The sequence below is a fragment of the Mesorhizobium sp. WSM4310 genome, from assembly GCF_007003935.1.
GTDB lineage: Bacteria > Pseudomonadota > Alphaproteobacteria > Rhizobiales > Rhizobiaceae > Mesorhizobium.
In genome coordinates, this window is sequence record NZ_VFTA01000003.1 from 168,485 (window position 1) to 193,240 (window position 24,756).

Annotated in this window: 26 protein-coding genes; 7 read left to right on the top strand and 19 right to left on the bottom strand. The window is 63.6% G+C overall.

What is annotated here, in order from left to right:
• The first annotated feature begins 119 nt into the window (after window positions 1-119).
• A complete protein-coding gene (locus FJV80_RS05685; RefSeq protein ID WP_142875799.1) occupies window positions 120-1,922 on the top strand; it encodes an NAD(P)/FAD-dependent oxidoreductase in 1,803 nt (600 codons plus the stop codon).
• 91 nt (window positions 1,923-2,013) lie between these two features.
• Here FJV80_RS05685 and FJV80_RS05690 read toward each other — a convergent pair whose 3' ends face one another.
• The 3 genes from FJV80_RS05690 to FJV80_RS05700 all read right to left on the bottom strand — a co-directional run bounded on the left by FJV80_RS05690 (window position 2,014) and on the right by FJV80_RS05700 (window position 5,620).
• Window positions 2,014-3,174: a PcfJ domain-containing protein gene (locus tag FJV80_RS05690; protein WP_095790852.1), complete on the bottom strand. Its 1,161-nt coding sequence runs from the start codon at window positions 3,172-3,174 to the stop codon at window positions 2,014-2,016.
• Window positions 3,175-3,887: 713 nt separating this feature from the next.
• Entirely contained in the window at window positions 3,888-4,472 is a 585-nt protein-coding gene (locus tag FJV80_RS05695; RefSeq protein ID WP_142875801.1) for an HD domain-containing protein, read from the bottom strand.
• Window positions 4,469-5,620 carry a gamma-butyrobetaine dioxygenase gene (locus FJV80_RS05700; RefSeq protein WP_142875803.1) on the bottom strand — a complete coding sequence of 384 codons (1,152 nt, stop codon included), beginning with the start codon at window positions 5,618-5,620 and terminating at the stop codon, window positions 4,469-4,471. Before FJV80_RS05700 ends, FJV80_RS05695 begins: the two co-directional genes overlap by 4 nt.
• Before the next feature lie 118 nt (window positions 5,621-5,738).
• On the opposite strand from FJV80_RS05700, the gene FJV80_RS05705 reads away from it, so the two are divergent.
• Window positions 5,739-6,626 carry a LysR substrate-binding domain-containing protein gene (locus tag FJV80_RS05705; protein WP_095773068.1) on the top strand — a complete coding sequence of 296 codons (888 nt, stop codon included), beginning with the start codon at window positions 5,739-5,741 and terminating at the stop codon, window positions 6,624-6,626.
• Between the two features lie 76 nt (window positions 6,627-6,702).
• On the opposite strand, the gene FJV80_RS05710 is transcribed toward FJV80_RS05705, so the two are convergent.
• Both FJV80_RS05710 and FJV80_RS05715 read right to left on the bottom strand, forming a co-directional pair.
• Complete coding sequence (locus tag FJV80_RS05710) at window positions 6,703-7,011, bottom strand: hypothetical protein (protein WP_095773069.1); 309 nt, start codon at window positions 7,009-7,011, stop codon at window positions 6,703-6,705.
• Window positions 7,012-7,015: 4 nt separating this feature from the next.
• Entirely contained in the window at window positions 7,016-7,579 is a 564-nt protein-coding gene (locus FJV80_RS05715) for an XRE family transcriptional regulator (protein WP_142875804.1), read from the bottom strand.
• Window positions 7,580-7,733: 154 nt separating this feature from the next.
• Here FJV80_RS05715 and FJV80_RS05720 point away from each other — a divergent pair, with 154 nt between their 5' ends.
• Window positions 7,734-9,566, top strand: coding sequence for an ATP-binding protein (locus tag FJV80_RS05720; protein ID WP_142875806.1), 1,833 nt, complete (start codon window positions 7,734-7,736; stop codon window positions 9,564-9,566).
• A gap of 209 nt (window positions 9,567-9,775) precedes the next feature.
• Here the strand turns inward: FJV80_RS05720 and FJV80_RS05725 are convergent, their stop codons facing one another.
• Window positions 9,776-10,567, bottom strand: coding sequence for a GGDEF domain-containing protein (locus FJV80_RS05725; protein ID WP_095787796.1), 792 nt, complete (start codon window positions 10,565-10,567; stop codon window positions 9,776-9,778).
• 105 nt (window positions 10,568-10,672) lie between these two features.
• On the bottom strand, window positions 10,673-11,638 hold the full coding sequence (miaA, locus tag FJV80_RS05730) for a tRNA (adenosine(37)-N6)-dimethylallyltransferase MiaA (RefSeq protein ID WP_142875807.1): 966 nt from the start codon (window positions 11,636-11,638) through the stop codon (window positions 10,673-10,675).
• Between miaA and serB the strand changes: the two genes are divergently transcribed.
• Complete coding sequence (gene serB, locus FJV80_RS05735; protein ID WP_142875809.1) at window positions 11,628-12,515, top strand: phosphoserine phosphatase SerB; 888 nt, start codon at window positions 11,628-11,630, stop codon at window positions 12,513-12,515. The two genes, miaA and serB, sit on opposite strands and share 11 nt — an antisense overlap.
• Entirely contained in the window at window positions 12,512-13,084 is a 573-nt protein-coding gene (locus tag FJV80_RS05740; protein ID WP_142875811.1) for a GNAT family N-acetyltransferase, read from the top strand. Before serB ends, FJV80_RS05740 begins: the two co-directional genes overlap by 4 nt.
• Window positions 13,085-13,235: 151 nt before the next feature.
• Here the strand turns inward: FJV80_RS05740 and FJV80_RS05745 are convergent, their stop codons facing one another.
• The 6 genes from FJV80_RS05745 to FJV80_RS05770 form a co-directional block, all read right to left on the bottom strand.
• Entirely contained in the window at window positions 13,236-14,750 is a 1,515-nt protein-coding gene (locus FJV80_RS05745) for a DegQ family serine endoprotease (RefSeq protein ID WP_142875812.1), read from the bottom strand.
• 149 nt (window positions 14,751-14,899) lie between these two features.
• Window positions 14,900-15,088 (bottom strand): DUF2065 domain-containing protein, encoded by a 189-nt coding sequence (locus tag FJV80_RS05750; RefSeq protein WP_056573074.1) that lies wholly within the window; start codon window positions 15,086-15,088, stop codon window positions 14,900-14,902.
• 3 nt (window positions 15,089-15,091) lie between these two features.
• Window positions 15,092-16,057, bottom strand: a complete 966-nt coding sequence (locus tag FJV80_RS05755; protein WP_095773077.1) for a protease modulator HflC — start codon at window positions 16,055-16,057, stop codon at window positions 15,092-15,094.
• The gene (gene hflK / locus FJV80_RS05760; protein ID WP_095790842.1) at window positions 16,057-17,172 is read right to left on the bottom strand and encodes an FtsH protease activity modulator HflK; all 1,116 of its coding nucleotides are present in this window, start codon (window positions 17,170-17,172) and stop codon (window positions 16,057-16,059) included. Before hflK ends, FJV80_RS05755 begins: the two co-directional genes overlap by 1 nt.
• 170 nt (window positions 17,173-17,342) lie before the next feature.
• On the bottom strand, window positions 17,343-17,861 hold the full coding sequence (locus tag FJV80_RS05765) for a dihydrofolate reductase (RefSeq protein WP_095774005.1): 519 nt from the start codon (window positions 17,859-17,861) through the stop codon (window positions 17,343-17,345).
• Entirely contained in the window at window positions 17,861-18,877 is a 1,017-nt protein-coding gene (locus tag FJV80_RS05770; RefSeq protein ID WP_095790841.1) for a DUF4424 domain-containing protein, read from the bottom strand. The genes FJV80_RS05765 and FJV80_RS05770 overlap by 1 nt, the downstream gene beginning before the upstream one ends.
• A 148-nt stretch (window positions 18,878-19,025) precedes the next feature.
• Between FJV80_RS05770 and cobF the strand changes: the two genes are divergently transcribed.
• Window positions 19,026-19,790 (top strand): precorrin-6A synthase (deacetylating), encoded by a 765-nt coding sequence (gene cobF / locus FJV80_RS05775; RefSeq protein ID WP_095790840.1) that lies wholly within the window; start codon window positions 19,026-19,028, stop codon window positions 19,788-19,790.
• A 121-nt stretch (window positions 19,791-19,911) separates the two neighbouring features.
• Here the strand turns inward: cobF and FJV80_RS05780 are convergent, their stop codons facing one another.
• The 4 genes from FJV80_RS05780 to modA all read right to left on the bottom strand — a co-directional run bounded on the left by FJV80_RS05780 (window position 19,912) and on the right by modA (window position 22,973).
• On the bottom strand, window positions 19,912-20,253 hold the full coding sequence (locus tag FJV80_RS05780; protein ID WP_010910183.1) for a winged helix-turn-helix domain-containing protein: 342 nt from the start codon (window positions 20,251-20,253) through the stop codon (window positions 19,912-19,914).
• Between the two features lie 91 nt (window positions 20,254-20,344).
• Complete coding sequence (gene modC / locus FJV80_RS05785; RefSeq protein WP_142875814.1) at window positions 20,345-21,457, bottom strand: molybdenum ABC transporter ATP-binding protein; 1,113 nt, start codon at window positions 21,455-21,457, stop codon at window positions 20,345-20,347.
• Complete coding sequence (gene modB, locus FJV80_RS05790) at window positions 21,454-22,158, bottom strand: molybdate ABC transporter permease subunit (RefSeq protein WP_142875816.1); 705 nt, start codon at window positions 22,156-22,158, stop codon at window positions 21,454-21,456. The genes modC and modB overlap by 4 nt, the downstream gene beginning before the upstream one ends.
• A gap of 20 nt (window positions 22,159-22,178) precedes the next feature.
• Window positions 22,179-22,973 carry a molybdate ABC transporter substrate-binding protein gene (gene modA / locus FJV80_RS05795; protein ID WP_142875818.1) on the bottom strand — a complete coding sequence of 265 codons (795 nt, stop codon included), beginning with the start codon at window positions 22,971-22,973 and terminating at the stop codon, window positions 22,179-22,181.
• A 211-nt stretch (window positions 22,974-23,184) separates the two neighbouring features.
• Between modA and FJV80_RS05800 the strand changes: the two genes are divergently transcribed.
• Window positions 23,185-23,394 (top strand): molybdopterin-binding protein, encoded by a 210-nt coding sequence (locus FJV80_RS05800; protein WP_095774042.1) that lies wholly within the window; start codon window positions 23,185-23,187, stop codon window positions 23,392-23,394.
• 66 nt (window positions 23,395-23,460) lie between these two features.
• Here FJV80_RS05800 and FJV80_RS05805 read toward each other — a convergent pair whose 3' ends face one another.
• The gene (locus tag FJV80_RS05805; RefSeq protein ID WP_095773998.1) at window positions 23,461-24,255 is read right to left on the bottom strand and encodes a thymidylate synthase; all 795 of its coding nucleotides are present in this window, start codon (window positions 24,253-24,255) and stop codon (window positions 23,461-23,463) included.
• A gap of 157 nt (window positions 24,256-24,412) precedes the next feature.
• A complete protein-coding gene (locus FJV80_RS05810; RefSeq protein WP_095773997.1) occupies window positions 24,413-24,724 on the bottom strand; it encodes a DUF2853 family protein in 312 nt (103 codons plus the stop codon).
• Window positions 24,725-24,756: the final 32 nt, after the last annotated feature.

Genomic DNA, 24,756 nt, shown 5'->3' on the forward strand with positions numbered 1-24,756 from the left:
AGCCACGCGAAACTATGGTGGGGCGTGACGAAGGCCGTCCTCTCTGCCGATACTTCATCGTCCGGCTTGCAAGTCGGGAGGAGCCACCATGACGGCCTGGATTTCACGGAGGAAAACTTATGCTCGACAAGGCCCCAAGCAAGAAACTGTCCGACCTGCTCGACCAATTCGGCGGAGCCCTCGCCGCCAATGACATCGACAGGGCTGTCGGTTGCTTCCAGGAGGATTGCTACTGGCGCGACCTCGTCACCTTCACCTGGAACATCAAGACCATGGAGGGCAAGGACCAGATCCGCGCCATGCTGAAGAGCCAGCTGTCGAAGACGAAGCCGTCACATTGGGCGCTCGCCAAGGGCGAGGACGCGACCGAGAGCGACGGGCTGATCGAGGGCTGGATCAGTTTCGAGACCGAAGTGGCGCGCGGCTTTGGCCACATCAGGCTGAAGGACGGCAAGATCTGGACGCTGCTGACCACCATGGTCGAATTGAAAGGCCACGAGGAACCGGCCGGCTTCGCGCGGCCGATGGGCGCCAAGCATGGCTCGGGCAAGAACCGTCCGACATGGAAGGAAGAACGTGAGAAGGAAGCCGCCGAGCTCGGCTTCAAGACGCAGCCCTATACGCTCATCATCGGCGGCGGCCAGGGCGGCATCGCGCTGGGCGCAAGGCTGCGGCAGCTCGGCGTACCGACCATCATCGTCGAGAAGAACGAGCGCGCCGGCGACAGCTGGCGCAAGCGCTACAAGTCGCTCTGCCTGCACGATCCGGTCTGGTACGACCATCTGCCCTATATCGATTTCCCGAAGAACTGGCCGGTCTTCTCACCCAAGGATAAGATCGGCGACTGGCTGGAAATGTACACCAAGGTGATGGAGCTGAACTACTGGTCGTCGACCGAGGCCAGGAGCGCCTCCTATGACGACGAGAAGAAGGAGTGGACCGTCGTCGTCCGCCGCGACGGCAAGGACATCACCTTGAAGCCCAAGCAATTGGTTCTGGCCACCGGACAGTCAGGCAAGGCCAATCTGCCAAAATTCAAGGGCATGGAGAGTTTCAAGGGCGATCAGCATCACTCCTCGAAGCACCCTGGCCCCGATGGCTATGCCGGGAAAAGAGCCGTTGTCATCGGCTCCAACAATTCCGCTCATGACATCGCGGCGGCCCTTTGGGAAGCCGGCGCCGACGTCACCATGGTGCAGCGCTCGAGCACCCATATCTGCAGATCCGACACGCTGATGGAGATCGGACTGGGTTCGCTCTATTCGGAGCAGGCGCTGCAGAATGGCATCACCACGGCCAAGGCCGATCTTATCTTTGCTTCGCTGCCCTACAAGATCCTGCACGAGTTCCAGATCCCGGCCTATGCCGAGATGAAGAAACGCGACGCGGCGTTCTACAAAGGGCTGGAGAAGGCCGGTTTCATGCTCGACTGGGGCGACGACGAATCCGGCCTGTTCATGAAGTACCTCAGGCGCGGCTCCGGCTATTACATCGACGTCGGCGCCTCCCAGCTGATCATCGATGGTTCAATCAAGCTCAAGAGCGGCGTCGACGTCGAAGAGATCAGGCAGCATTCGGTTGTGCTGAGTGACGGATCGGAACTGCCTGCGGACCTCATCGTCTACGCCACCGGCTACGGCTCGATGAACGGCTGGGCCGCCGATCTGATCTCGCGCGAAACCGCCGATAAGGTCGGCAAATGCTGGGGCCTCGGCTCCAACACCACCAAGGATCCAGGCCCTTGGGAAGGCGAATTGCGCAACATGTGGAAGCCGACGCAGCAGGAAGCGCTATGGTTCCACGGCGGCAATCTGCACCAGTCGCGCCATTATTCGCAGTTCCTGTCGTTGCAATTGAAAGCCCGGCATGCCGGCCTGCCGACGCCGGTCTATGGGCTGCAGGCAGTGCACCACAAGGGATAGAAGGCAACCTCGCAAGGCCTTTTGCCATCCCGCATCGGCGATCAGAAAAGGGTGACCCTGCGCGGCATGTCCGCCGCGCGGGGTTTTCGTGTCAGTCCCGCAAAGTCACGCCGGTCGCCTTGGCCCAGCGCTCGAGGATCTTGCGTTCGTCAGGCGTAGCCAGACGGTTGCCGAAACCGCGCACCTGCACCGCCCGATGCTGTGGATCGAGCTCGATCGTCAGCAAGCGTTCGATCTTGCCGAGCGCCTTGCGTCGGAGCGTCCAGATCGAGGCATATCCGGCAATGCATTTGGTCGCATAGGACGACACGCAGTGATGCATCGCCCTCGACTCGGCAACGAGATCCTCCGCCGTCTTCAACTGGCGGATAGAGAACCACTCGCCATGCGCCTTGGCTTCCTTGGGCGACGGATGCCATTCCCAGTCCTGCAGGCGCGAGCCGGCCCATGCATTGTTCTGCACCGGTGCGCAGGCGACGGGTTGAGCCCGCGCGACGGCACGCCGGCGCATCGCCTCGATGCGTTCGATCGCGGCAAGGTCGCGATGCCAATCCGACATCTGCCGGCTGAGCGAGGCGAGCGTGCGGCCCTTCAGGCTGTACGCCTTGTCACGCCGGTGCATGGCGGCGATATAGTCGCTGAGATCGTCGATCTCCTCCTTCGACGTTGGCTGCCCGCAGAAGAAGCGAGCCACCTCGCGCCAGAAGGCCAGATCGGCGCGCGGCGTGCGCGCGATCTTGGTGCGCGCCAGGCGAGCTGCCAGTCCGCAATCCTCGGTGTAGGAGCGAGCAATCGCGAACCAGAACGCCTCTTCGAAGGCAAAGTCGCCGGCCACGTTGAGGAAGCAATGCACCTCCTTGCGCGACAGCCACGCATTGGCGCCCGCCTTGTAGAGCGACCCACCACCTGCAACCGCGACGTACCAGGCAAGGCGAAGCGCGATCTCCTGGCCGTCCAGCCCCGATCGATCCAACCAGATGGCCTCGAGCGCGGCCGAAACCGGATAGCGCGCATAGAGATAGCGGGCAGCCGCCAGCCGCAGTCGCGCCGGGTCGCGCGTCTTCAGCTTTGGACGCCACAAAGCCCCGTCGCGGATCGCCATGCCGGCATGGCCTCGGCGTACCTCGTCGAGCGCCCGCTCGAAATCCGGAGCGGGGCGCGGCATGGCGCAAACCCGCCGCAGCGATGCTTGATATGCTTCAATGCGTTGGCGCTCGGCGTCCTGCCTGCGCTGGATCATGGACCTGGCCATGGCCGTTCTTCCCGATTGGAACCCTGTCAACCGCACGCAATTCCAGCGCCGGCACGGAATGTGTCGATCTGGATTGGCGTGACATCTGACAGGCCTCTCTGGGGATGACGGGTTGGAATGGGCGGGCTCTCTAGGCCCGCAGAAACTTTCGAGCAAGAGCCAATCTTTCAATATTTACAATGGCCTGAGTAAGTGTTGCAAAGGCGCATCTCAGGCCTTCAGGCAGCCGCCATCGTCGGCCGGGAGCATGTAGGCTCCCACCGTTTCATCGATCTCAGCGGCATCGATACAGCCGCGGACAACGACCGCGGCAACGCATCGCAGTTTGGCGGCCGTCAGATCGTCAGGAAATGGAATCCGCTGCGGTGCGAGTCAGCCCGTTCGACCGCCATGGAGGCGCGAAATGCGTGAACAAGCTCTCATCATGCCTCCTTCAACAGTGTGGTCGATACGGGTGCGGCAGATGAAAAAGGGCCGCATGTCGGGCGCGGCTAATACTCCGGAACCATCCCGACAGCAATATGGCGAACGTGGCCAGCGTCGGCCGGCCCGGTCGAAGCGACCGCGCCAAGCCGGCTTGGTTCGCCTTGGACAGGTCGTTCGGTGCCGGCGTCAGGCAAACGCTCGCGGCAGCTCTCCGGCCGGAATGCAGCTACCGCATTGTCACCGTCGAAGCAGAAACACATGGGTTGCCCCCTGCCTGATGGGTCGCGTCAGGCGTGATCGCTGAAATCGCGCACGACGCGCTGCAGCAACGGCACGTAATCGCGAAACGCTCGCGTCTTCATATTGGCGACCTTGCCGCCCTCGTCCCAGATACGGACCCGCACCGCCTCCTCGTGGAACGGGTTCTTGCGGAACTCGGCCACCTCGTCGGCGCTCATCGGTCCGCCCTGCAGCGACAGCGTATGGACCGAAGCCGGCGACAGTCTCGAGAAATAGGTCGGGTCGGTGGCGCAGAGATAGCGCTTGGCCGCGACATGCAGCCTCACGCATTCGACGATGATCGGCGGGAAGAACGGCGCCAGCACCTCGCCGCCGGCCTCGTCATGATGCTTGTCCTCGACATCGTCGGGCGAATAAGTGCCGAACTCGCTGGTGTAGTGGCCGATGTCGTGCAGCAGCGCCGCCGCCACCAGCACTTCGGGCGCACCATCCTGCTCCGCCAGCCAAGCCCGTTGCAGCATGTGCTCGGACATGGTGACGGGCTCGCCGAGATAGGATTCCGCGCCCCGGCGCTCGAAAATGTCGGCGATGAATTCGACGACATTGTCCGCGTTCAAATCCTGGCCGCTCATTCGGCGGCCTCCTTGAAGCTGTGCTCGATCGCCGCAAGCGTCGACAACAGGCCGTCCTTGTCGGCGTAGCAGCCCTGCAGCCAGCGCTTGCCGGTGCCCGAAAACGCCTTGCGGGCATGCATGACGCGCGTGTTGTCGACGATGAAGGCTTGGCCAGGCTGAAGCTTGAACGTCACTTCGAAGGCGGGATCCTCGATCAGCTCCGCGAACCGGCGATAGGCGGCATAGTAGGCGTCCATATCGGCGAACGGCACGTCGACGACAGGCGCCAGCGAACGGTTGTTGAAGCGGATGCAGATCAGCTCGCCATCCGGTCCGAGTTCGATCATCGGCCGCTTCGCCTGCAGCCGCACGCCGGACGAGCCGGCATATTCGAAGCGCGCCGGACAGGAACTCAGCAGCCGGAAGCCCTCAGGGTTTTCCGCCTGCAGCGCGGCCGCAACGGCAAAGCCGTCGACGACGCTGGACTCACCACCCTCCACCGTATTCTCGACACAGGCCAGGATCTGCAGCGTCGGAACCGGATCTCGATAGGGATTGTCGGTGTGCGCCTGGAGGCCGAGATTGGTGTAGGCGAGATTGTTCGGATTGACCTCGGCGCGCACTTCGAACCAGCGGCCGTAATTGGTCTCCCTGATATAGCCGAACAGGTCGGAGACCTTGCACAGCGCCCCGGACTCCGCCGGCAGTCCGTCCATCACCGCAAAGCCGTAGGTCCTCACCGCCGAAAGCCATTCGCGCAGGACGCTGCGGCCATGAAAGGCCGCCTTATAGCTGGCGCGCGGCACCGAATTCTGCATCGTCGCCTTGGTCCAGCGCTGGATGATATCGCCCGTCCAGCCGGGTTCGCGAAGCTCGTCGCGATCATAGGCGTTGGCTCTCAACCATTGAGCGGGAAAGCTGACCGTTTTTCCTTCCGGCACGAAGCTGATTTCCAGCGCGCCGCCCTTGATCCCGGCAGCCCCAATCCTCGTCTCGGCTGGAATGTCGAGGATGGTGATCAGGCGCTGGCCATTGCCGGCGCTGCGCGTCTTGTCGTCGAGCGCATTGTCGCGCAGCCACATGGCGTGAAAGCGGGTGCGCCTCCCACCCTGCCAGCCAAGTTCGATCGTTCTGCCTTCGTCGCCAATCAGCGCGTGGGTGAGCATGGATCCGTTCCTGTCCTCTACGCCCTGCGGCCCGGTCCGCAGGGTTTCGATTGCATGTTGGCCATAAGAAAGGCATAACTCAAATTATCATTTTTCGGTCAAAGGCCACAAATTTATAATGCCTCGGAAACCCATTCCCCCTCTCCCTCCCCTCGACTGGCTGCGCAGTTTCGAGGCCGCGGCGCGGCTGTCGAACTTCACGGCGGCCGCGGCCGAACTCGGCCTGACCCAGGCGGCCGTCAGCCAACATATCCGCCTTCTCGAGGAGCGGTTGAAGGCGCGCCTGTTCTCGCGGCTGGCGCGCGGCGTCGCGCTGTCGCCGGAGGGCGCCGCCTATCTGCCGCACATCCAGTCGGCCTTCGCCACCATCTCCAGCAGCACGACGGAACTGTTCGAGCCGCGCGCTGTCCAGACCGTCTCGATCCGGGTGCCGATCTCCTTCGCCTTGCTGATACTGGTCCCGGCGCTGCCCGATCTCGCCCAGGCGCTGCCGCGCATCCAGCTCGATCTGGTCACGATCCATCGGCCAACCGACTATGATTTGCCGGGCTCCGCGCTCGACATCCGTTTCGGCAACGGCTCCTTTCCCGGACGCGAGGCCGACAGGCTGACTGCCGAGCGGCTTGTGCCGGTGGCAAGTCCGACCCTCGCAGGTGGCGCCGACTGGACAGCTCTGCCGCTGCTTCTGGTCGCTGGCGCGCGCGAAATGTGGGCGGAATGGTTCACGGCTGCTGGACTGGCCGGCCACCCCCAGCGATCGCATCGCTTCGACAGTTTCGTCGCGGCGATGGAAGCGGCGAGCGCCGGCGCCGGCGTGCTGCTGGGGTCGCGGCCGCTTGTCGACGCAGCGCTCAGGAACAGGAGCCTGGTGCCGCTTTCCGATTTCGAGCTCTCCAGCAGCTCAGGTCATTTTCTGACCAGCGCATCGACCGCGCGCCTGACCAGTGCCGAACAGGAATTCCGCCAGTGGCTGCTGGGGCACCGGTCCAGAAAGGCCCCGGCGTGACCGGCACCGTCTGGCGCGATGTGGCGCCGACACGCTTCCAGCAAATCAGCGTGCCGGCCAACCCGCCATGCCGGCGTCAATCGAGACGGCGCACGCGGCGCCGCTTGCGCGCGGCCTTGATGGCGCTGATGCGCTCGGTGTCTTCTTCCCGGAGATGCCGTCCACGCTCGAGGATCTCGAGCGTGTATTCCTCATAGGTCAGGCCCAGCCGCTCGGCCTTGTCCATGCGCATCAGCATGACTTCACGGCTCGGCGCCTTCCATGCCTTGGCGTGCGCGGCCTGCCAGGCCAGGAAAATGTAGGGATCGCCCTTGCCCCAGGGCGGCCCCTTATACTCATCAAGAGGCGGCCCCCCGTTGTGGGAGCGCTTTGGCCGTCTCGCCATGATCTCAGCCCCTGACCAGCGCGACGAGATAGTCGGCGCCCGCCTCCAGGGCATGAAAGGTGCAGTCCGACGGCGCGCCGAGCGCCAGGCAGTCGCCGGGTTCGAGCTTGTGCACCATATCGCCCTCGGTGAATTCGAGCCGTCCGGAAATCAGCCAGATCTGCTGCTTGATGAAGGCGTAGGAAGCCGCCGGCAGACTGACCCTAGCGCCAGGCGGCAGATGCACCTTGATCAGTTCGAGCGGCATGTCGCCGGCAGGTGACAGATGCCGCCTGACATAGCCTGTATCGGGATCGCGCCACACCGGCTGATCGGCCTCGCGTAGCAACCCGCCGCCTTGCAATTCCGCGCGTGCGATGAGGGTAGACAGCGTCATGCCGAAAGCCGCCGCGATGCGCACCAGAAGGGCCGCCGTCGGACTGGTCATGCCGCGCTCGATCGTGCTCAGCATCGCCTTGGAAACACCGGACCGCTCGGCAAGCTCGGCAAGCGACCAGTCCCGCACGACCCTCTCGGCATGGATCCGCCTGCCGATGGTCGAAGAAATATCGTTCGCTATATCATCCATTCGTCCATCATAGCGAAAGACAAGGATTGGTGAAGAGCCATTTCGCGACAAATTTCGCCAGGCGCTTAATCCTCTCTACACCATCCGACCTCATCCGGCCTTAACCCCATTCCAGTAGGGTCTGATGTCAAGGGAAATGGGGATTGGCCTGTCCATGTATGTCGAACGCGAAGCTTCCGTCGGAGAACCGACATCGCAGGAGCGCCGCAACGCAGAGCAGAACGACCGGCGCATTCTGGGCAATGTCGTGCAATGCGACGGCGCGCGCGCCACGATCGCCGCCTATGCCGATGACGTCGACGGCGCGGTGACCGGCCTTTGGACGGTCGGCAAGATGATCTCCATCAATTTGGGCACGACGCGAACCGTTGGCCTGGTCTATGGCATCGGCAAGTCGGACCGCGCCTGGAGCAATGAAGGCCAGAACGCCATCGAGGTCAGCATCGAGCTGATCGGCGAAGTGCGCGATGGTGCCGAGCCCGGCGCCAAGCCGGTCTTCGACCGCGGCATCACCGCCTATCCGCATATCGGCGCGATCGCGCACCGCATCCGCAGCCGCGACCTGCAGGCCGTCTACGATCTCGCCGGCCGCCATTCCATCACCATCGGTTCGCTGTCGCAGGACGAGGCGATCGCCGCCAACATCGCCATCGACGACACGCTGGCGCGCCATTTCGCCATTGTCGGCACCACCGGCGTCGGCAAGTCCACCGCCGTCTCGCTGCTGCTGCGCAAATCGATTGCAGCGCGGCCTGATCTGCGCATCCTGATCCTCGACCCGCACAATGAATTCGCGGCGTCGCTGCCGGAATATTGCGTCAAGGTCGATTCCAAGACGCTCGACCTGCCGTTCTGGATGTTCAGGCTCGAGGAATTCGCCGAGGTGCTGTTTCGCGGCCGTGAAACGGTGCCGGAAGAGATCGACGCGCTGCGCGACCTCATTCCGCTGGCCAAGGGCCTCTACCGCAACCCGAATTCAGGCGCCTATATCAGGCGCGGCAACGATGCCCTGACCGCCGATACGCCGGTGCCTTACCGCATCGCCGATCTGCTCAAGCAGATCGACGAGCGCATGGGCATGCTCGAAAGCAAGAACGAGCGCCCGACGCTCAAATCGCTGAAGACGCGCATCGAATCGGCGTCCGCCGATCCGCGCTATCGCTTCATGTTCAGTTCGCGCCTGATCGAGGACACCATCCACGAGACGATCGGCAACATCTTCCGCGTGCCGCATCACGGCCGGCCGGTGACCTGCTTCGAGATGGCCGGCATGCCTTCCGAAGTGGTCAACTCCGTCTGTTCGGTGCTGGCGCGCCTGGCCTTCGACCTCGCTCTGTGGAGCGAGGGCAAGCTGCAGCTGCTGTTGCTGTGCGAGGAAGCGCATCGCTATATGCCGGCCGATCCGCGTCTCGGCTTCGCGCCGACCAGGCACGCGCTGTCGCGCATCGCCAAGGAAGGCCGCAAATATGGCTGCTATCTCGGCGTCGTCACCCAGCGTCCGGGCGAGCTTGACCCGACCATCCTGTCGCAGTGTTCGACCTTCTTCGCCATGCGGCTCGCCAACGAGCAGGACCAGGCGATCATCCGCTCGGCCATCGCCGACTCCTCCGCCTCCACGCTTGCCTTCCTGTCGTCCATGGGCCAGCGCGAGGCCATCGCGTTCGGCGAAGGCGTGGCGACGACCATGCGGCTGAAATTCGAGAAACTGCCAAGCCACTTGCTTCCCGGCACGGCCAAGCGCGAAGAGGCCGAGTCGCCAAGGGCCGGCGACGATGTCGACCTGGTGGCGATCGTCGAGCGGCTGCGCAACGTGCCGAAACCGACGCAGCAGGCTATGGCCTTCGCCGAAGTGGTCGATTCCGGCCGCCAGGCCGGCGACCCCGATTACCGCAAGCCGGCAACCGGCCGCGCGCAAGCGGACGACGATTTCGACATGCGCTACGGCCTGAAGCCCGCCACCTTCGGCCTGCGCCCCCAGAACGACTGAGCCTGCAACTCTCTGACGAAGAACGGCACCAGCTTCTAAGGGCTCGACATCGTCGAACCGGCGGGTAAATCCCGAAAGGGAATTCATCAGGCCGGATTGAATGGCGCGGTTTTCGAGAAGCCGGAGCGGAGCGGACACTCAGTCCGTGAGCACCGGAAGTCGAGAAAGCCGCGTCAGGCAACCGGCCTCATGAATTCTTCTTCGGGTTTTTAGGCGCAGACGCGGTTGCGGCCCTGCCTCTTCGCCTCATAGAGCTGGCGGTCGGCGCGGCGGTAGAACTCCTCGGCCGTTTCCTTGCGGTCCCAGACGGCAAGGCCGACGCTGGTGGTGATCTTGAGCCGGACGTTGCCCGAAAGGATCGACATGTTGGCTACCGCCTTGCGGATGCGCTCGGCGAACTTGGCCAGCAACTCCGCCTCCATGTTGGGCGTGACCACGGCAAACTCCTCGCCGCCCAGCCGTGCCACCACGTCGTGGAAACGTGTCATGTCCTTGAGGCAACTGGCGACGGCCCTGAGGACCTCGTCGCCGACATCGTGGCCGTGCGTGTCGTTGACCTGCTTGAAATGGTCGAGATCGAGGATCATCAGCCCGACCGGCTTTTCGATGCGGCGGAACTCCTCGAGATATTCCTTAAGCGCATCGTCGAAATAGCGTCGGTTCTGCATGCCGGTCAGGCTGTCCGTCAGCGCGGCGTGCTCGAGCGTTTCGGAGCGAGCGCTGAGCGAAACCGTCATGGCGCGCAGCTTGCCTTCTTCCGTCGCCTGTTTGCGGATCAGCGGATAGATGAAGAAGATGCCGAAAAACAGCGCGGTCGCAAGCAGCACCCCGGTCGCGAACAACAGCTTGTTGAGGTAGATGACCTTGTCCAGGCCCGACTGCGTATGGAGTTCCGTGGCGAAGGATTGCAAGAGCCCATAGGCGTGCAGCGTCACCAGGCCAGCGGCCAGGATCACGAAAATAAAGACGAAAAAAGCGGATTCCGCCTTATGGAAACGCATCTGCTCCCCAATGGAAAAGTGCCCATCGACCTTATGGCACGGACCGCCTTACGGAGCGTTAATCCCGGCAACTTCGGCGCGAACCCTTCCGTCATGGTCGACTTTTTAAGTTGCATTAGCAACAAGTGTTTGGATCGTGGTTTCGAGATTGTCACCGGGGCGCAATCTCTGCCATTCCGGCCCCAGCTGGTGGCGAAACCAGGTCGCCTGCCGCTTGGCGTATTGTCGGGTTGCAATCTTGGCGCGCTCGATTGCTTCGGCAAAGCTCAACTCTCCAGCCATCGCCGCCTGCAGGTCGCGAACGCCGATCGCCTTCATTGCCGGCAGATCCGGATCAAGGCGAAGGGCCGCAAGCTGCCTGACTTCCTCCAGCGCGCCCTTGTCCAGCATCTGGTCGAAGCGCCTCTCGATGCGATCGACCAGCGCGGCCCGATCCGGCTCGATGACCAGGAAACGCGCCGTCTGCCTGTCGATGAGCGGCCCGCCGCGCTCGGCCTGCCATTCCAGGATCGATCGGCCGGAGGCGTCGAGCACTTCGAGCGCCCGCACGATGCGCTGGCTGTCACTTGGCTTGAGCTGCATGGCGGCTCTCGAATCCTCGCGCAGCAGCAGGCCGTGCAGCTTGACCGCGCCTTGCTCCTTCAGCTCGTAGCGCCAGCGGTCGCGGATGCGCGGCGGAATGTCAGGCATTTCCGAAATACCCTCGGCCAGCGCGCGAAAATAGAGGCCGGTGCCGCCGACGAAGACCGGCCGCCGCGACAGTTCGCCATCGTCGATGAGTTTCATCACGTCGCGCAGCCACGCGCCCGTCGAATAGGCGGTCGCGGGATGGACGTGGCCGTAGAGAAAATGCGGCACGCGTGCGAGGTCGGCCGGCTCCGGGCGGGCGGTCAGCACGTCGAGCACCGAATAGCCTTGCATGGAATCGGTGTTGACGATGACGCCGCCTGCGCGTTCGGCCAGGTCGAGCGCCAATGCCGACTTGCCGCTGGCGGTCGGCCCGGCTATCAGGATCGCGTTCTTCACGCGACCTTCGCCCGCATCCGTGCCGGAATCCTCTATGCCGCTCATTGCCACGCTTGTTTCCCGTCCCGCTGACCGCGCAGTATCGCCGTCGCTTGCGAATATGGCCTCGCGGTCGGTGGGCGCAAGCACTGTCGTCTGGCTGGCCGAAGGCATTGCCTGCGATCTAGCCCTGCCGCAAGCGGCCGACACCGCCAATACCACAGCTGCCCTGCGTGCCGCATTGGCCGCGGAACCGGTCGACGTGATTGTCCAACAGGCCGAAACGCGCCGCAAGAAAATCCTCATCGCCGACATGGATTCGACCATGATCGACCAGGAGTGCATCGACGAGTTGGCCGACGAGATCGGCCTCAAGGAGCACGTCGCGGCGATCACCGCGCGATCGATGAACGGCGAGATCGCCTTCGAGCCGGCCCTGCGCGAACGCGTCGCGCTGTTGAAGGGGCTCGAAGCCGCCATCGTCGACCGCATCGTCGCCAATCGGCTGACATTGGCCTCGGGCGGCCGCACGCTGGTGCAGACCATGCTTGCTAATGGCGCCTGGGCGGCGCTCGTCTCGGGCGGCTTCGAAGTGTTCACGACCCGCATCGCGGCCATGCTCGGCTTTCAGGAGAACCGCGCCAACCGCCTGCTCGAACAGGATGGGCGCTTTACTGGCCTGGTCGGCGAGCCGATCCTCGGCCGCGCTGCCAAGGCCGACGCGCTGCTCGAAATATCCGCACGCCTTGGCCTGACGCCAGCCGACGCCATCGCCGTCGGCGATGGCGCCAACGACCTCGACATGATCCGCCTCGCCGGCACCGGCGTCGCGCTGCATGCCAAGCCGACCGTGGCGGCGCAGGCCAAGGTTCGCATCGACCATGGCGACCTCACCGCATTGCTCTATCTGCAGGGCTATCGCCAGGAAGAGTTCGTCCAATGAAACCCATGCGCACCGAACGCCTCATCCTGCGCAATTGGGAAGAGCGTGACCGCGAGCTCTTCCATCGCATCAATTCCGACGAGCGCGTCATGGAATTCTTCCCGTTCCGTCGTGACCGTGCCGCCGCGGACGCCAAGATGGACGAGGTCCGCGCATGGATCGATGACGACGGCTATGGCTTCGCCGCGGCCGAGATTGCCGCCACGGGCGAGTGCATCGGTTTTGTCGGCCTGTCTGGAACAGAGGATATCGACGTCCTGCCCGCCGGCACCATCGAGATCGGCTGGCGGCTGGCGCCCGAATTCTGGGGCAAGGGCTATGTCACCGAGGCGTCGCAAGCCTGGCTGGCTTACGGTTTCGAAACATTGGCCGTCGAAGAGATCGTCTCCTTCGCGGTCGCGGGAAACCACCGCTCGACCGCCGTCATGAAACGCCTCGGCATGACAGCCGATCCGGCGGCCGACTTCGACCATCCCGGCATTCCCGACAGCCATCCAAAGCTCAAGCGGCATGTGCTCTACAGGCTTTCACGCGAGGACTGGCAGGCAAGAAAAAAGGCGGCCGGTTAGAGCAATTCCAGGAAAAGTGCGAAGCGGTTTTCCCGGGAAAAGCGCATAGCGCTTTCCCTTGGGAATTGCTTCAAAACAAAAGCATAGAGCATTTCACCGTTTCCGTGTGAAATGCTCTATCCGCCTTTTTGAAAATCACCGGATTGAAATCTCAATCCATCCGGATCGTCACGAAGCGCAACTCGCCGGTCTTCGACGCCAGCATCAGGAGCGCGTTCTTGCGGCCCTGCTCCTTCAGCGCGCCGATCCGGTCCATGACGTCCTTGGGCGTGGCGACCGATTCCTGCGCGATCTCGGTAATCACCTCGCCCGGCTGTATGCCGCGTTCGGCGGCGGCCGAATCCTTGGCCACGTCGGTGATGACGACGCCGGAGACATCGGCGGCGATGCTGAACTTCTTGCGCGTCTCGTCATTGAGTTCGCCGACGGTCATGCCGAGCACCGAGGCGGTCGAAACGGCCGGAGCCTTGTTGCCCTTGTCCTGGTCGGTGTTGCCGTTCTCGCCGCTGGCAAGCTTCTCGCCATCCTCGAGCCGGCCAAGCGTCACCTTCACCGTCTGCTCGACGCCCTTGCGCACGATCAGCACGTCGACGGCCTTGCCGACGGGGCTTTCGGCGACGACGCGCGGCAGGTCGCGCATTTCATGGATGTCCTTGCCGTCGAACTTGATGATGACGTCACCGGCCTGGATGGTGCCGTTGTCGACCGGGCCGCCTTTGATGACGCCGGCGACCAGCGCGCCCTTGGCGGTCGCCATGCCGAGGCTTTCGGCGATGTCGTCCGTCACCGGCTGGATGCGCACGCCGAGCCACCCGCGCCGCGTCTCGCCAAACTGGCGCAACTGGTCGACGACGCCCGCGGCAAGCTGCGAGGGAATGGAGAAGCCGATGCCGATCGAGCCACCGGACGGCGAAATGATCGCGGTGTTGATGCCGATGACTTCGCCGGCGCTGTTGAACAGCGGTCCGCCCGAATTGCCGCGATTGATCGCCGCGTCGGTCTGGATGAAATCGTCATAGGGACCGGAATTGATGTCGCGGTTGCGCGCCGACACGATGCCGACCGTCACCGTGCCGCCGAGGCCGAACGGATTGCCGACAGCCATCACCCAGTCGCCGACGCGCATCTTGGTGGAATCGCCGAACTTCACCGCGGTCAGCTTGTGGCCTTTCGGATCGACCTTCAGCACCGCGACGTCGGTCTTGGTGTCGGTACCGACCAGCGTCGCCTTCAGCGTCACGCCATCGGAGAAGTTGACCTCGATGTCGTCGGCGTCGGCGATCACGTGATTGTTGGTGACGACGATGCCTTGCTCGGCGTCGATGACGAAACCGGATCCCAGCGACTGCACTTTCTGCGCGCTATTGTCCTTGTCGCCGCCGCGGTTCTTGAAGAAATCGTCGAAGAAATCCTGGAACGGCGAGCCCTCGGGAAGCTGCGGCATCGGCACCGCGCCTGGCCCCTCCGTGCCCTTCACCGTCTGCGAAGTCGAGATGTTGACCACCGCGCCGAGCACGCCCTGCGCCAGGTCAGCCACCGAAGCAGGCCCATCGGCCGCGAAGGTCGGCGCCACGAAGGACGGGACGGCGACGGTGCCGACGAGCAGCGCTGCCGTGCCGGCGATCAAGGTCCGCCGCGCCGCGCGCAAAAGGAGTGTGGATGTCATCGAGAAGCCTCCCGGTCTTTCTGAAAGAGAAAGCGCAACGGCGAAAACACCGCGTTGCGCTATGTTGGCAAAAAATACGGCACGTTTGCGGCTACGACTATCGGCAGAGGATTAATCCTCCGTTTTGCCGCGGACGAATAACGGCCATCTCATCCGCCCCGCACCAGCCAGACGATGCCGACACCGATGGCGATCGCGACCAGCCCGGCGATCCGCAATGCGTTCTCCGGCATCGACAGCACCTCGCCGGCGAGCTTCCGCGCGAAGCCGGGAAAGCCGCCATAGACCAGGCCCTCTATGACGAGGACCAGGCCTATCGCCGCGAAAAAGTCCTGCACCCGCTATTTCTGGCCGGTGCTGGGTTGTGTCGTCGGCGCGGCGGGCGCCGTTGCCGGTGCCGCGGGTGCCGCCGGTTTCGCCGGCCCTTCCTTGCTATCGGGATCGCGGAAGTAGCGGAAGAACTCCGAACTCGGCGACAGCACCATGGTCGTCCCGGTGTTGTCCAGCGCCGTGCCGTAGGCATTCATCGACCGGTAGAAGTCGAAGAAGGCCGGGTCGCGCTTGTAGGCGTCCGCGAAGGTAGCGCTGCGCTGGGCTTCGCCCTCGCCGCGCAGGATCTCGGATTCCTTCTGCGCTTCGGCAACGATCTCGACCACTTCACGATCGGCGCGCGCCGTAATGCGCTGTGCCGCCTCATTGCCGCGTGCCCTGAGCCGGGCGGCCTCGGCCAGACGTTCCGCCTTCATGCGATCGTAGGTCTGCTGTGAAACCTCGGCCGTGAGGTCGGTGCGGCGGATGCGGACATCCTCGATCTGCAGGCCGAGCGAGGTGGCGTCGGGCCGGAGTTGATCGCGCACCTCACGCATCATCACGGCACGCTGTTCCGAGAGTGCCGCCTCGAAGTCGCGCAGGCCGTAGACGCGGCGCAAGGCAGCGTCGAGACGCGTCCTCAGCCGCGCCTCGGCCAATTCGATCTGACCGGACACGGCGGCACGGAAGACGCGCGGATCCGAGATGCGATAGGCGATGAAGGCATCGACCTCATAGAACTTGCCGCCCGACACCTGGACGCGGATGTTGTCGAGGTCGAAGCGCAGCACCCTGTTCTCGATCAGTTGCACCGTATCGGCGTCGAAGAACGAGAACGGCGCCTTGAAATAGATGCCGGGCTCGGTCTTGACGTCGACGATCTCGCCGAACCTCAACACCAGCGCCTGCTGGCGCGCATTGACCACGAAGACCGAGGAATAGATCAGGAAAAGCACGACCGCCGCGATGACGACGAAAATGGGAAGACGGTTGGCCATCACTGTGTACCTCCCGTGTTCGCGGCAGGCGCGGCCGGAGCCGGCGGTTTCGCCTGCAATGCCGGCAACGGCAGATAGGGCACGACACCTTGTCCGTTGCCCTGCTCGACGATGACCTTGCTCGAGTCCTTCAGAACCCTCTCCATGGTTTCCAGATAGAGACGCTTGCGGGTTACATCCGGCGCCTTGGCGTACTCGTCATAGACCGAGATGAAGCGCTGGGCCTCACCTTCGGCTTCCTGCACCACACGGTTCTTGTAGGCGGCCGCGTCTTCGCGGATCTGTGCCGCCTGGCCGCGCGCCTGGCCGAGCTTCTGGTTGGAATACTGGTTGGCCTGCTCGACGAACTTGTCCTCGTCCTGCTCGGCACGCTGCACCTCGTCGAACGCATCGGCCACTTCGCGTGGCGGCGCTGCATCCTCGATCGATACGGCGTTGACGTTGAGACCGGCCTTGTAGCCGTCCAGCGTCGACTGGATGATTTCGCGCACCGACGCCGCTATGCCCTGGCGGTCGTCGCGGAAGATATCCTGTGCCGGCCGGCGGCCGACGGCTTCGCGCATGGCGCTTTCGGCAACCTGCCGCAGCATGCCGTCCGGATCCGAGACGTCGAACAGATAGGCCCGGGGATCGGAGACCTGGTAGGCCACCGAAAACTGCACGTTGACGATGTTCTGGTCGCCCGACAGCATCAGGCCGTTGCCGCTGGTATTGCCGCCGCCAATGTCGACGAGCTGCTCGGAAATCTTGGCCGTCTCGACGGTTTCAAGCGGCCACCAATGGAAATGCAGGCCAGGTTGTGAGAGTTCGGGCTTCGGCTTGCCGAAACGCAATTCGACGGCGACCTCGTCGGGCTGCACCGTATAGACCGCCTGGAATGCCCACAGAACGACCAGCACCGCGGCAATCAGCCCGAACACTGCCGGACTGGCGCCACCGCCGCCGGGCAGAGCGCGCCGCAGCCGGTCCTGGCCGCGGCGGATAATGTCTTCGAGGTCCGGGGGCGAGCCCTGTGGGCCGCTTGGCCCCTTGGGCCCCTGCCCCCAGGGCCCCTGATTGTTACCGCCGCCGCCCCACGGGCCGCCGCCTCCGCCACTCTTGTCGTTCCAGGGCATGAACGTCCTTTCGCTTGGAATTCCCTCAAGCGCCGGAGTTACGGCGCAAATCCAGTGTTGTTCTTCTATAGGGACGCCACAGCACGCTTTCAACGCGATGCGCCGCCGACATCATCCGTTTTGGGCCGGTAGCGACCCTTTGTCGTCCTTCAATGCACTTTTTTTGTCTATCAAAGTATCGGGCGGCGGCGCTCATAAACCGAATAGCGTGTTGCGTGGCTGTCCTTTTCCCCGGCCGGAACCCCCTGCGAACTGACCACGCGCCATGTCTCGGCGTCGATCGGCGGGAAATGCGCGTCGCCGTCGACGGCGGCCAGCACATGGGTGACGTGCAGCCTGTCGGCCAGCGGCAGCGCCTGGGCATAGATCTGACCGCCGCCGATCACGCAGGCCTCGTCGATGCCGGCCATGCAGCGCGCGCGCACCGTTGCCAGCTGAATCGCGGCCTCCAGCGTATGCGCCACCTCGACGCCCTCGGCGCGCCAGCTCTTGTCGCGGGTGACGACGATGTTGAGCCGGCCCGGCAGCGGACGGCCTATGCCTTCATAGGTTTTGCGGCCCATGATGATGGGCTTGCCCATCGTGTCGGCCTTGAAGCGCTTGAGATCGGTGGAGAGCCGCCATGGCAGTCCGCCATCCCGCCCGATCACGCCGTTCTCGGCAATGGCGACGTAGATTGCCACATGCATCAGTTCGCGTCCCCGCCATTGCTGTCCGACGGTTCGAGCAGCAGGATATCGATGTCGTGCTCTGGGTAAAAATCGTTCGCGGTCATCTCGAAACTCGTCGGCCCGACCTTTTTGACATTGTCGCCGCAAAACGAGACCAAGTCTTTCGGATTGCCCTTGTCGACGGTCAGCTTGAACTTACCGATGGTGCCCGCCGCCCAGTTGCCGCCGGTGGTCAGTATATAGGCGATGCGGCTTTCATAATATTTGGGATAGCCTTCCGGATTGTCCTTCGCCGCCTTGCGCACCGCGTTCTCGAACGTGTCGTCCATGCAGTAGCGGGTCTTGTATGTCGCATATTGCCCCTGGAACTGGCCGTCATAGAAGAAGCTGACCGACGACGTGCCGCCGACGCTCGGCTTGTAGCGATGGGAAACGTGAACGTCCTTGTTGGCCGGAAAGGTCGAGCGCCACCAGTAGGTCGAGCGCAATTGCCAGAACGGCGCATAGGAGGATTTCATGCCGCTGCCGTCATCGGCGGTGTCCTCGATGATGATGCCGCGGTTGACCCAGTCCTCGGCCACCGCTTGCGGCAGCTTCGCCAATGCCGCCTTGGCCGCATCGCCGAACGGGTTGAACGGCACATTCTGCGCCTTGAGATCGGCACCGATGTCGATGCCGAGCGCGAACACCTTCTGCTCGAGTTGAGGCTTTGCCGCGACACCATCAATCGTCACCTCGAAGCCGAGGAAATTGTCGCTTTGGTTTTCGGGGATGGCCGGCATTTCTTCGGGGTCGCCCGAAATATCGGGCATCGGGAAGGCGACGATCGCGTCGACATCCTTGTCGGTGTTGTTGTGAAAGACGTAGTCGACCGTGACCTTGTCGGGCGAGATGAAGAGATCCTCGCTTTGCATCGCGACCGCATCGCTGCGCGACAGGATCAAGCCGCCTGTGCCAAGCTCGGCAACCGAATCGTTGGCCAATGCGGGTGCCGCCGAAAGCGCCAGCGCCGCAGTCAGAACATATCGCAACATCGAAGCCCCCTCGGCAAGAATGCCCCGACGACCCTAGCCGTTTCAATGCGGCGTTTCAAAGCCCTTCCACTTGCGTGACTACGCCACACCGGCCTGGACATGCCAGCGGTCTGGACTAACAGCTTCCGATCGGGCAGGAGTTCGGCCCATGCGCAAGCTTCTCGTCATCGGCATCGGCGCCGGCAACCCCGACCACATGACGGTTCAGGCCATATCAGGCTTGAACCGTGCCGATGTGCTGTTCATCCCCGACAAGGGCGCCAAGAAGAACGACCTTGCCGAATTGCGGCGCGAGATCTGCGACCGCTTCGTCAGCAACCCGAAATCGCGCCGCGTCGAATTCGGCGTGCCGGTCCGCGCCGAACCGACGTCTTCCTACCGCTCGACTGTCGACGACTGGCACGAAGCCATCGCTGCCATCTACGAAGCCCTGATCCGCGACGAGATCGCCGAGGATGGCTGCGGCGCCTTCCTGATCTGGGGCGATCCTTCGCTCTACGACAGCGCGCTGCGCATCCTCGAACGCGTGCGCCTGAGGAACAATGTCGCCTTCGAACTGGAAGTCATCCCCGGCATCACCGCCATCCAGGCGCTTGCCGCCAGCCACAAAATGGCACTGAACCGCATCGGCGATTCGTTCCTGGTCACCACCGGCCGCAGGCTGACCGAAGAAGGTCTGGCCAGCAATGCCGGCAGCACAGTCGTCATGCTGGACGGCAAATGCGCCTTCAACACAGTCGCCGACCCGGATGTCATCATCCATTGGGGCGCCTATCTCGGCACGCCGGACGAGATCATCGTCTCCGGTCGCCTCGGCGATGTCGGCGCCGAGATCGAAAAGGTCCGCGAGCAAGCCCGCCGGCAAAAGGGCTGGATCATGGACACCTATCTGCTGCGCAAGCCGGAAGAATAGGCAGTAGGCAGTGAAATTCTAACTTAGACGCGCGTTAAGGCAGATTTGGAAACGAAAATCTCCGACGGCGAAAAGTTGGGCCGCAATCCCTACTGCCCTACTGCCCTACCGCCCCCGCCTCTCAGCCCGCATCGATCTCCGCCTGCAGCGCATCCATATGCGTCGCCGCTGCCGCAGTGGCCGCACGTTCGATGGCGCGGAAACGGCTGACCACCGCCAGGCCAATGGCCGTCAGCTGCGCGCCGCCGCCCTTGCGGCCTCCGGTCTGCGCGGCGACCAGCGGCTTGCCGAACACCCGGTTCATGTCCTCCACCAGATCCCAGGCGTGCTTGTAGGACATCTCCATGCCGCGCGCGGCGGCCGAGATCGAGCCGAAGGTGGCGATCTGCTCCAGAAGCTCGATCTTGCCCGGACCGATCCGCCCGTCGGGATCGAGATTTATCCGCAAGCTCAGCGATGGCATCTTTGCTCCTCCGCGGTCGCCAGGACTCCGGCCGAAGCCACTTCAGCGATACCGTTATTCCAAATCAATATAGCGGCGAACGCCGCTTCTGTCAGCCATCGACCTCGAGCGGCAGGCCGGCGCCGGTGTTGGCCCGGTCGAAACTCACTGTCTTGACCACGGCGAAAACCTTGCCGCCGAGCCGCAATTCCAGCGCCTGCCGCGACTGTTCGGTGATGCGGGCGAGCACCGTTGCGCCACTGCAATCGATGTCGACCTCGACCGCCGGCCCTTCGCCCGGGCGGATCGCAACGATCGTGCCAGGCAGGATGTTGAGCGCACTGAGGCCTGTCGGCTTCTCCGCGGCGATCATAACATCACGGGCCCGGATCCGGACACGCACGGGAGCCCCGGCTTTCATCGCCAGACGCGGCACGCGGATCTCTCCGGCGGCCGAGACGAGCACGGTCATGCCGAAAATCTCGTCGTGGCGCAGCACCTTGGTGTCCAGCACCGCACCGCCCTCGCCGCGCTCTTCCGCCGGCAGCAGGTCGAGCCTTTGCATCACCGCATCGGTCGGACCGCTGGCAACAACCTTGCCTTGCGCCAGCATCACCACGTCGCTGGCCAGCCGCGCCACCTCGGCGACCGAATGGCTGACATAGACGATCGGGATCTTCGTCTCATCGCGCAGCCGTTCGATATAGGGCAGGATCTCGGCCTTGCGCGCCTCGTCGAGCGAGGCCAGCGGCTCGTCCATGAGCAACAGCCTGGGGCTGGCGAGCAGCGCCCGGCCGATCGCCACGCGCTGCTTCTCGCCGCCCGAGAGCTTCACCGGGCGCCTGTTGAGCAGCGGGCCGATGCCGAGCAGGTCGACGACGGCATCCATGTCGGCGTAGCGCTCCTTGGCCGGCGTGAACCAGCGGCCGTAACGCAGATTGCCGGCCACGCTCATATGTGGAAACAGGCGCGCGTCCTGGAACACCATGCCGATACGGCGCCTGTGCTTCGGCACGAAAATGCCGGCATCGGTGTCGACCAGTGCACGACCCTCCACCTCGATGCGGCCCTTGTCGGGCCGGATCAGCCCGGCGATCATGTTGATGAGCGTGGTCTTGCCGGAGCCTGACGGCCCAAACAGCGCGGTGAGCCGCCCGGCGCTCTCGAAGCGTGCCTCGATGGCGAAATCGCCGAGCCGGTGGCCGATGTCGACGCGGACGCTCATTCGATGTCCATTTGCCGCCCGACCCGCCGCGCCAGCACTTCCGAGGCGACCAAAGCCGCCATCGAGATGACGACCGAGATCAATGTCAGCCGCAATGCCCCCTCATCGCCGCCCGGCACCTGGGTGAAAGTGTAGATCGCCGAGGGCAGCGTCTGCGTTTCGTTGGGGATGTTGGAGACGAAGGTGATGGTCGCGCCGAACTCGCCCATCGCCTTGGCGAAGGCCAGGATGGCGCCCGCGATCAGCCCGGGCAGGATCAGCGGCAGCGTGATGGTGGCGAACACCCACAAAGGATTGGCGCCAAGCGTTCCCGCGGCCGCCTCCATCTTGCGGTCCACCGCTTCGATCGACAGCCGGATTGCCCGCACCATCAGGGGAAAGCCCATGACACCGCAGGCCAGCGCCGCACCCGTCCAGCGAAACGAGAAGACGATGCCGAAATGCTCGGCCAGGAAGGCGCCGGCCGGGCCGCGCTTGCCAAACGTCAAAAGCAGGAGATAGCCGGTCACGACAGGCGGCAGGATCAGCGGCAGATGAACCACGCCGTTGAGCAGAGTCTTGCCCCAGAATTGTCCGCGGGCAAGCAGCAGCGCGATGGCTATGCCCGGCGGCAGGCTGGCGAGCATCGCCACGGTCGCCACCTTGATGGACAGCCGGACCGCATTCCATTCGTCGGGAGTGAGGTCCAGCAGCCAGGTCATATCGCGCTATCAGGCCCTGTTCAGTTGCTCGGCGTGAGCACGGTAAAACCTTGTTCCTTGAAGAGCGCGCCGGCCTTGGCGGACTGCAGGCATTTCAGGAAAGCCGTCGTATCCTTGTCCTTCGAATCGGCGGTCTGGGCAACCGGGTAGATGATCGGCGGATGCGAATCCTCCGGGAAGGTGCCGATCACCTTGACGCCCTTGTCGGCATGCGCGTCGGTGGCATAGACGATGCCGAGAGCGGCCTCGCCTGTCGAAACCAGCTTGAGTGCGGCGCGCACATTCTCGGCCTGCGCCACCTTGCCCTCGACCGAGGACCAGACGCCGAGCGATTCCAGTGCCGCCTTGCCGTACTTGCCGGCCGGCACCGCCTTGATGTCGCCCATGGCGAGCCTGCCGTCGCCGACCAGCTTGGCGAGGTCGAAACCCTTATCGATCTTGGCCTCGACCTTCGAATCATTCGGCGCCACCAGCACGATCTCGTTGCCGAGCAGCTTCACCTCGGTGTCTGGCTTGGTCAGCTTCTTGTCGGAAAGATATTTCATCCAGTCGAGATCGGCCGAGATGAAGACGTCGGCCGGCGCCCCGCCCTCGATCTGCTTGGCCAGTGCCGAGCTTGCCGCATAGGAGACAGTCGCGGCCTCACCGACATCGGCCTCGCAGGCCTTGTTCACCGCATCGAGCGCGTCCTTGAGGCTGGCTGCGGCAAACACCACGACCTTGTCTTGCGCATGTGCTGCCGGCACCGCAGCCATCAACGTCGCCGCAAGACCGCCGATGGCGATCGCCCTCAACCCGAAACCTTTGCGCGTCATCGAAAACTCTCCCTGGTTTGAAATCCGTGCGGCGCGAGGCCTGTCGATCGATATATCCGCATGAATATAACAAGGGAAGGCCCGACGGCTTGCGAAAACGCCATGCCCCGTCGATTGTTCTGGCAAGACGAGCGGCAAACCCTGATGCATGTTGCCCAAAAGCGACCTCGGTTTTGCGAGAACGGCATGCATAAAAGCAATGGAGAGCCCGATGAAGGTCAGCGCCCGCAATGTGCTCAAGGGGACGATCACCGAAATCGTCAAGGGGGCCACCACTTCGCATGTCAGGATCGACATTGGCGGCGGCGCCGTCGTCACCGCCTCGATCACCAACGAGGCGGTCGCCGATCTCAAGCTCGAAAAGGGCAAGCCGGCCTATGCCGTGGTCAAGGCCTCGGACGTGATGGTCGGCATCGACTGACGGGGGTCGAGCTCAAGGCATGTTGAGCTCCAGATGAGGTCGGCATCACCTGAATATCGAGATCCCTCAGACGGCGATCGGCGCCTTGATCGAGGCATCGGCCACGTAGTTTTCCAGGCGGAAATCCTCGAAGCGAAAGGCGAACAGGTCCTTCACCTCCGGATTGATCCACATTGTCGGCAGCGCCCTCGGCGTGCGCCGCAATTGCTCGCGCGCCTGTTCGAAATGGTTCGAATAGAGATGCGCGTCGCCCAGTGTGTGGACGAAATCGCCCGGCTTCAGCCCGGTCACTTGCGCCACCATCAGCGTCAGCAGCGCGTAGGACGCGATGTTGAACGGCACGCCGAGGAAGATGTCGGCCGAACGCTGGTAGAGCTGGCAGGACAGCCGGCCCTCGGACACGTAGAACTGGAACAGGCAGTGGCAGGGCGGCAGCGCCATCGCCTCCACTTCGGCCGGATTCCACGCCGAAACGATCAGCCGGCGCGATTGAGGATTGCGGCGTATCTCCTTGAGAAGGCCCGCGATCTGGTCGATCGAGCCGCCATGGCCGTCCGGCCAGGAACGCCACTGCTTGCCGTAAACGGGGCCAAGGTCGCCATTCTCGTCGGCCCATTCGTCCCAGATGGTGACGCCGTGGTCGGTCAGGTATTTGATGTTGGTGTCGCCGGCCAGGAACCACAGGAGCTCATGGATGATCGACTTCAGGTGCAACTTCTTGGTCGTGGTGACCGGAAAGCCGCGCGCCAGGTCGAAACGCATCTGGTAGCCGAAGACGGAGCGCGTGCCGGTGCCGGTGCGGTCGGCGCGATCGGCGCCATTGTCCAGCACGTGCTGCAAGAGGTCGAGATATTGGCGCATCGGTTCCAGCTCGATTCGAGTGTGCGCATATTATAGCGACCAGTCCGGCGGTCGAACACAGCAAAACGGCGCTAATCGGACCTGCGCATTGCGTGAGCGGGGAGAAAGTGGCTGGCCGCAACGCCGGCGCCGGCCTTCGCAAATTGACGCGCGATCGTCAGAGCGCGCCGAGTTTGCCCAGATCCTTGGCCACCAGGTAGTAAAAGGTCACGCGGCTCTTGGTGTTGTCGGCGTGCATCGCCTTGCAGGTCTTCTCGATCGAGGCGTCGGCCTTGGCCCCGTCGCTGACGCCGAGCTTTTTGGCCACCCAGCTCTCCTTGACGCGCTCGAGCTCCTTCGGGTCGGTGCAGGATACCAGCGAGGAATCGCGGTTCCTCAGCGCAATGCCCAGATGCTTGACGATCTTTTCGACCGCGTCGGAGCTGGCGCCCGCGTCGTATTTCTTCACATCCGCAAGATAGTCGGCCATCAAAAATTCCCCTCGTCGGCGCCACGGATCCG

What these genes read in the sequence shown, in the direction of transcription:
- FJV80_RS05685 (WP_142875799.1), top strand. Translation starts at nt 120, where the DNA reads ATGCTCGACAAGGCCCCAAGCAAGAAACTGTCCGACCTGCTCGACCAA.
- FJV80_RS05690 (WP_095790852.1), bottom strand. Translation starts at nt 3,174, where the DNA reads ATGGCCAGGTCCATGATCCAGCGCAGGCAGGACGCCGAGCGCCAACGC.
- FJV80_RS05695 (WP_142875801.1), bottom strand. Translation starts at nt 4,472, where the DNA reads ATGAGCGGCCAGGATTTGAACGCGGACAATGTCGTCGAATTCATCGCC.
- FJV80_RS05700 (WP_142875803.1), bottom strand. Translation starts at nt 5,620, where the DNA reads ATGCTCACCCACGCGCTGATTGGCGACGAAGGCAGAACGATCGAACTT.
- FJV80_RS05705 (WP_095773068.1), top strand. Translation starts at nt 5,739, where the DNA reads ATGCCTCGGAAACCCATTCCCCCTCTCCCTCCCCTCGACTGGCTGCGC.
- FJV80_RS05710 (WP_095773069.1), bottom strand. Translation starts at nt 7,011, where the DNA reads ATGGCGAGACGGCCAAAGCGCTCCCACAACGGGGGGCCGCCTCTTGAT.
- FJV80_RS05715 (WP_142875804.1), bottom strand. Translation starts at nt 7,579, where the DNA reads ATGGATGATATAGCGAACGATATTTCTTCGACCATCGGCAGGCGGATC.
- FJV80_RS05720 (WP_142875806.1), top strand. Translation starts at nt 7,734, where the DNA reads ATGTATGTCGAACGCGAAGCTTCCGTCGGAGAACCGACATCGCAGGAG.
- FJV80_RS05725 (WP_095787796.1), bottom strand. Translation starts at nt 10,567, where the DNA reads ATGCGTTTCCATAAGGCGGAATCCGCTTTTTTCGTCTTTATTTTCGTG.
- serB (WP_142875809.1), top strand. Translation starts at nt 11,628, where the DNA reads ATGCCGCTCATTGCCACGCTTGTTTCCCGTCCCGCTGACCGCGCAGTA.
- miaA (WP_142875807.1), bottom strand. Translation starts at nt 11,638, where the DNA reads ATGAGCGGCATAGAGGATTCCGGCACGGATGCGGGCGAAGGTCGCGTG.
- FJV80_RS05740 (WP_142875811.1), top strand. Translation starts at nt 12,512, where the DNA reads ATGAAACCCATGCGCACCGAACGCCTCATCCTGCGCAATTGGGAAGAG.
- FJV80_RS05745 (WP_142875812.1), bottom strand. Translation starts at nt 14,750, where the DNA reads ATGACATCCACACTCCTTTTGCGCGCGGCGCGGCGGACCTTGATCGCC.
- FJV80_RS05755 (WP_095773077.1), bottom strand. Translation starts at nt 16,057, where the DNA reads ATGGCCAACCGTCTTCCCATTTTCGTCGTCATCGCGGCGGTCGTGCTT.
- hflK (WP_095790842.1), bottom strand. Translation starts at nt 17,172, where the DNA reads ATGCCCTGGAACGACAAGAGTGGCGGAGGCGGCGGCCCGTGGGGCGGC.
- FJV80_RS05765 (WP_095774005.1), bottom strand. Translation starts at nt 17,861, where the DNA reads ATGCATGTGGCAATCTACGTCGCCATTGCCGAGAACGGCGTGATCGGG.
- FJV80_RS05770 (WP_095790841.1), bottom strand. Translation starts at nt 18,877, where the DNA reads ATGTTGCGATATGTTCTGACTGCGGCGCTGGCGCTTTCGGCGGCACCC.
- cobF (WP_095790840.1), top strand. Translation starts at nt 19,026, where the DNA reads ATGCGCAAGCTTCTCGTCATCGGCATCGGCGCCGGCAACCCCGACCAC.
- FJV80_RS05780 (WP_010910183.1), bottom strand. Translation starts at nt 20,253, where the DNA reads ATGCCATCGCTGAGCTTGCGGATAAATCTCGATCCCGACGGGCGGATC.
- modC (WP_142875814.1), bottom strand. Translation starts at nt 21,457, where the DNA reads ATGAGCGTCCGCGTCGACATCGGCCACCGGCTCGGCGATTTCGCCATC.
- modB (WP_142875816.1), bottom strand. Translation starts at nt 22,158, where the DNA reads ATGACCTGGCTGCTGGACCTCACTCCCGACGAATGGAATGCGGTCCGG.
- modA (WP_142875818.1), bottom strand. Translation starts at nt 22,973, where the DNA reads ATGACGCGCAAAGGTTTCGGGTTGAGGGCGATCGCCATCGGCGGTCTT.
- FJV80_RS05800 (WP_095774042.1), top strand. Translation starts at nt 23,185, where the DNA reads ATGAAGGTCAGCGCCCGCAATGTGCTCAAGGGGACGATCACCGAAATC.
- FJV80_RS05805 (WP_095773998.1), bottom strand. Translation starts at nt 24,255, where the DNA reads ATGCGCCAATATCTCGACCTCTTGCAGCACGTGCTGGACAATGGCGCC.
- FJV80_RS05810 (WP_095773997.1), bottom strand. Translation starts at nt 24,724, where the DNA reads ATGGCCGACTATCTTGCGGATGTGAAGAAATACGACGCGGGCGCCAGC.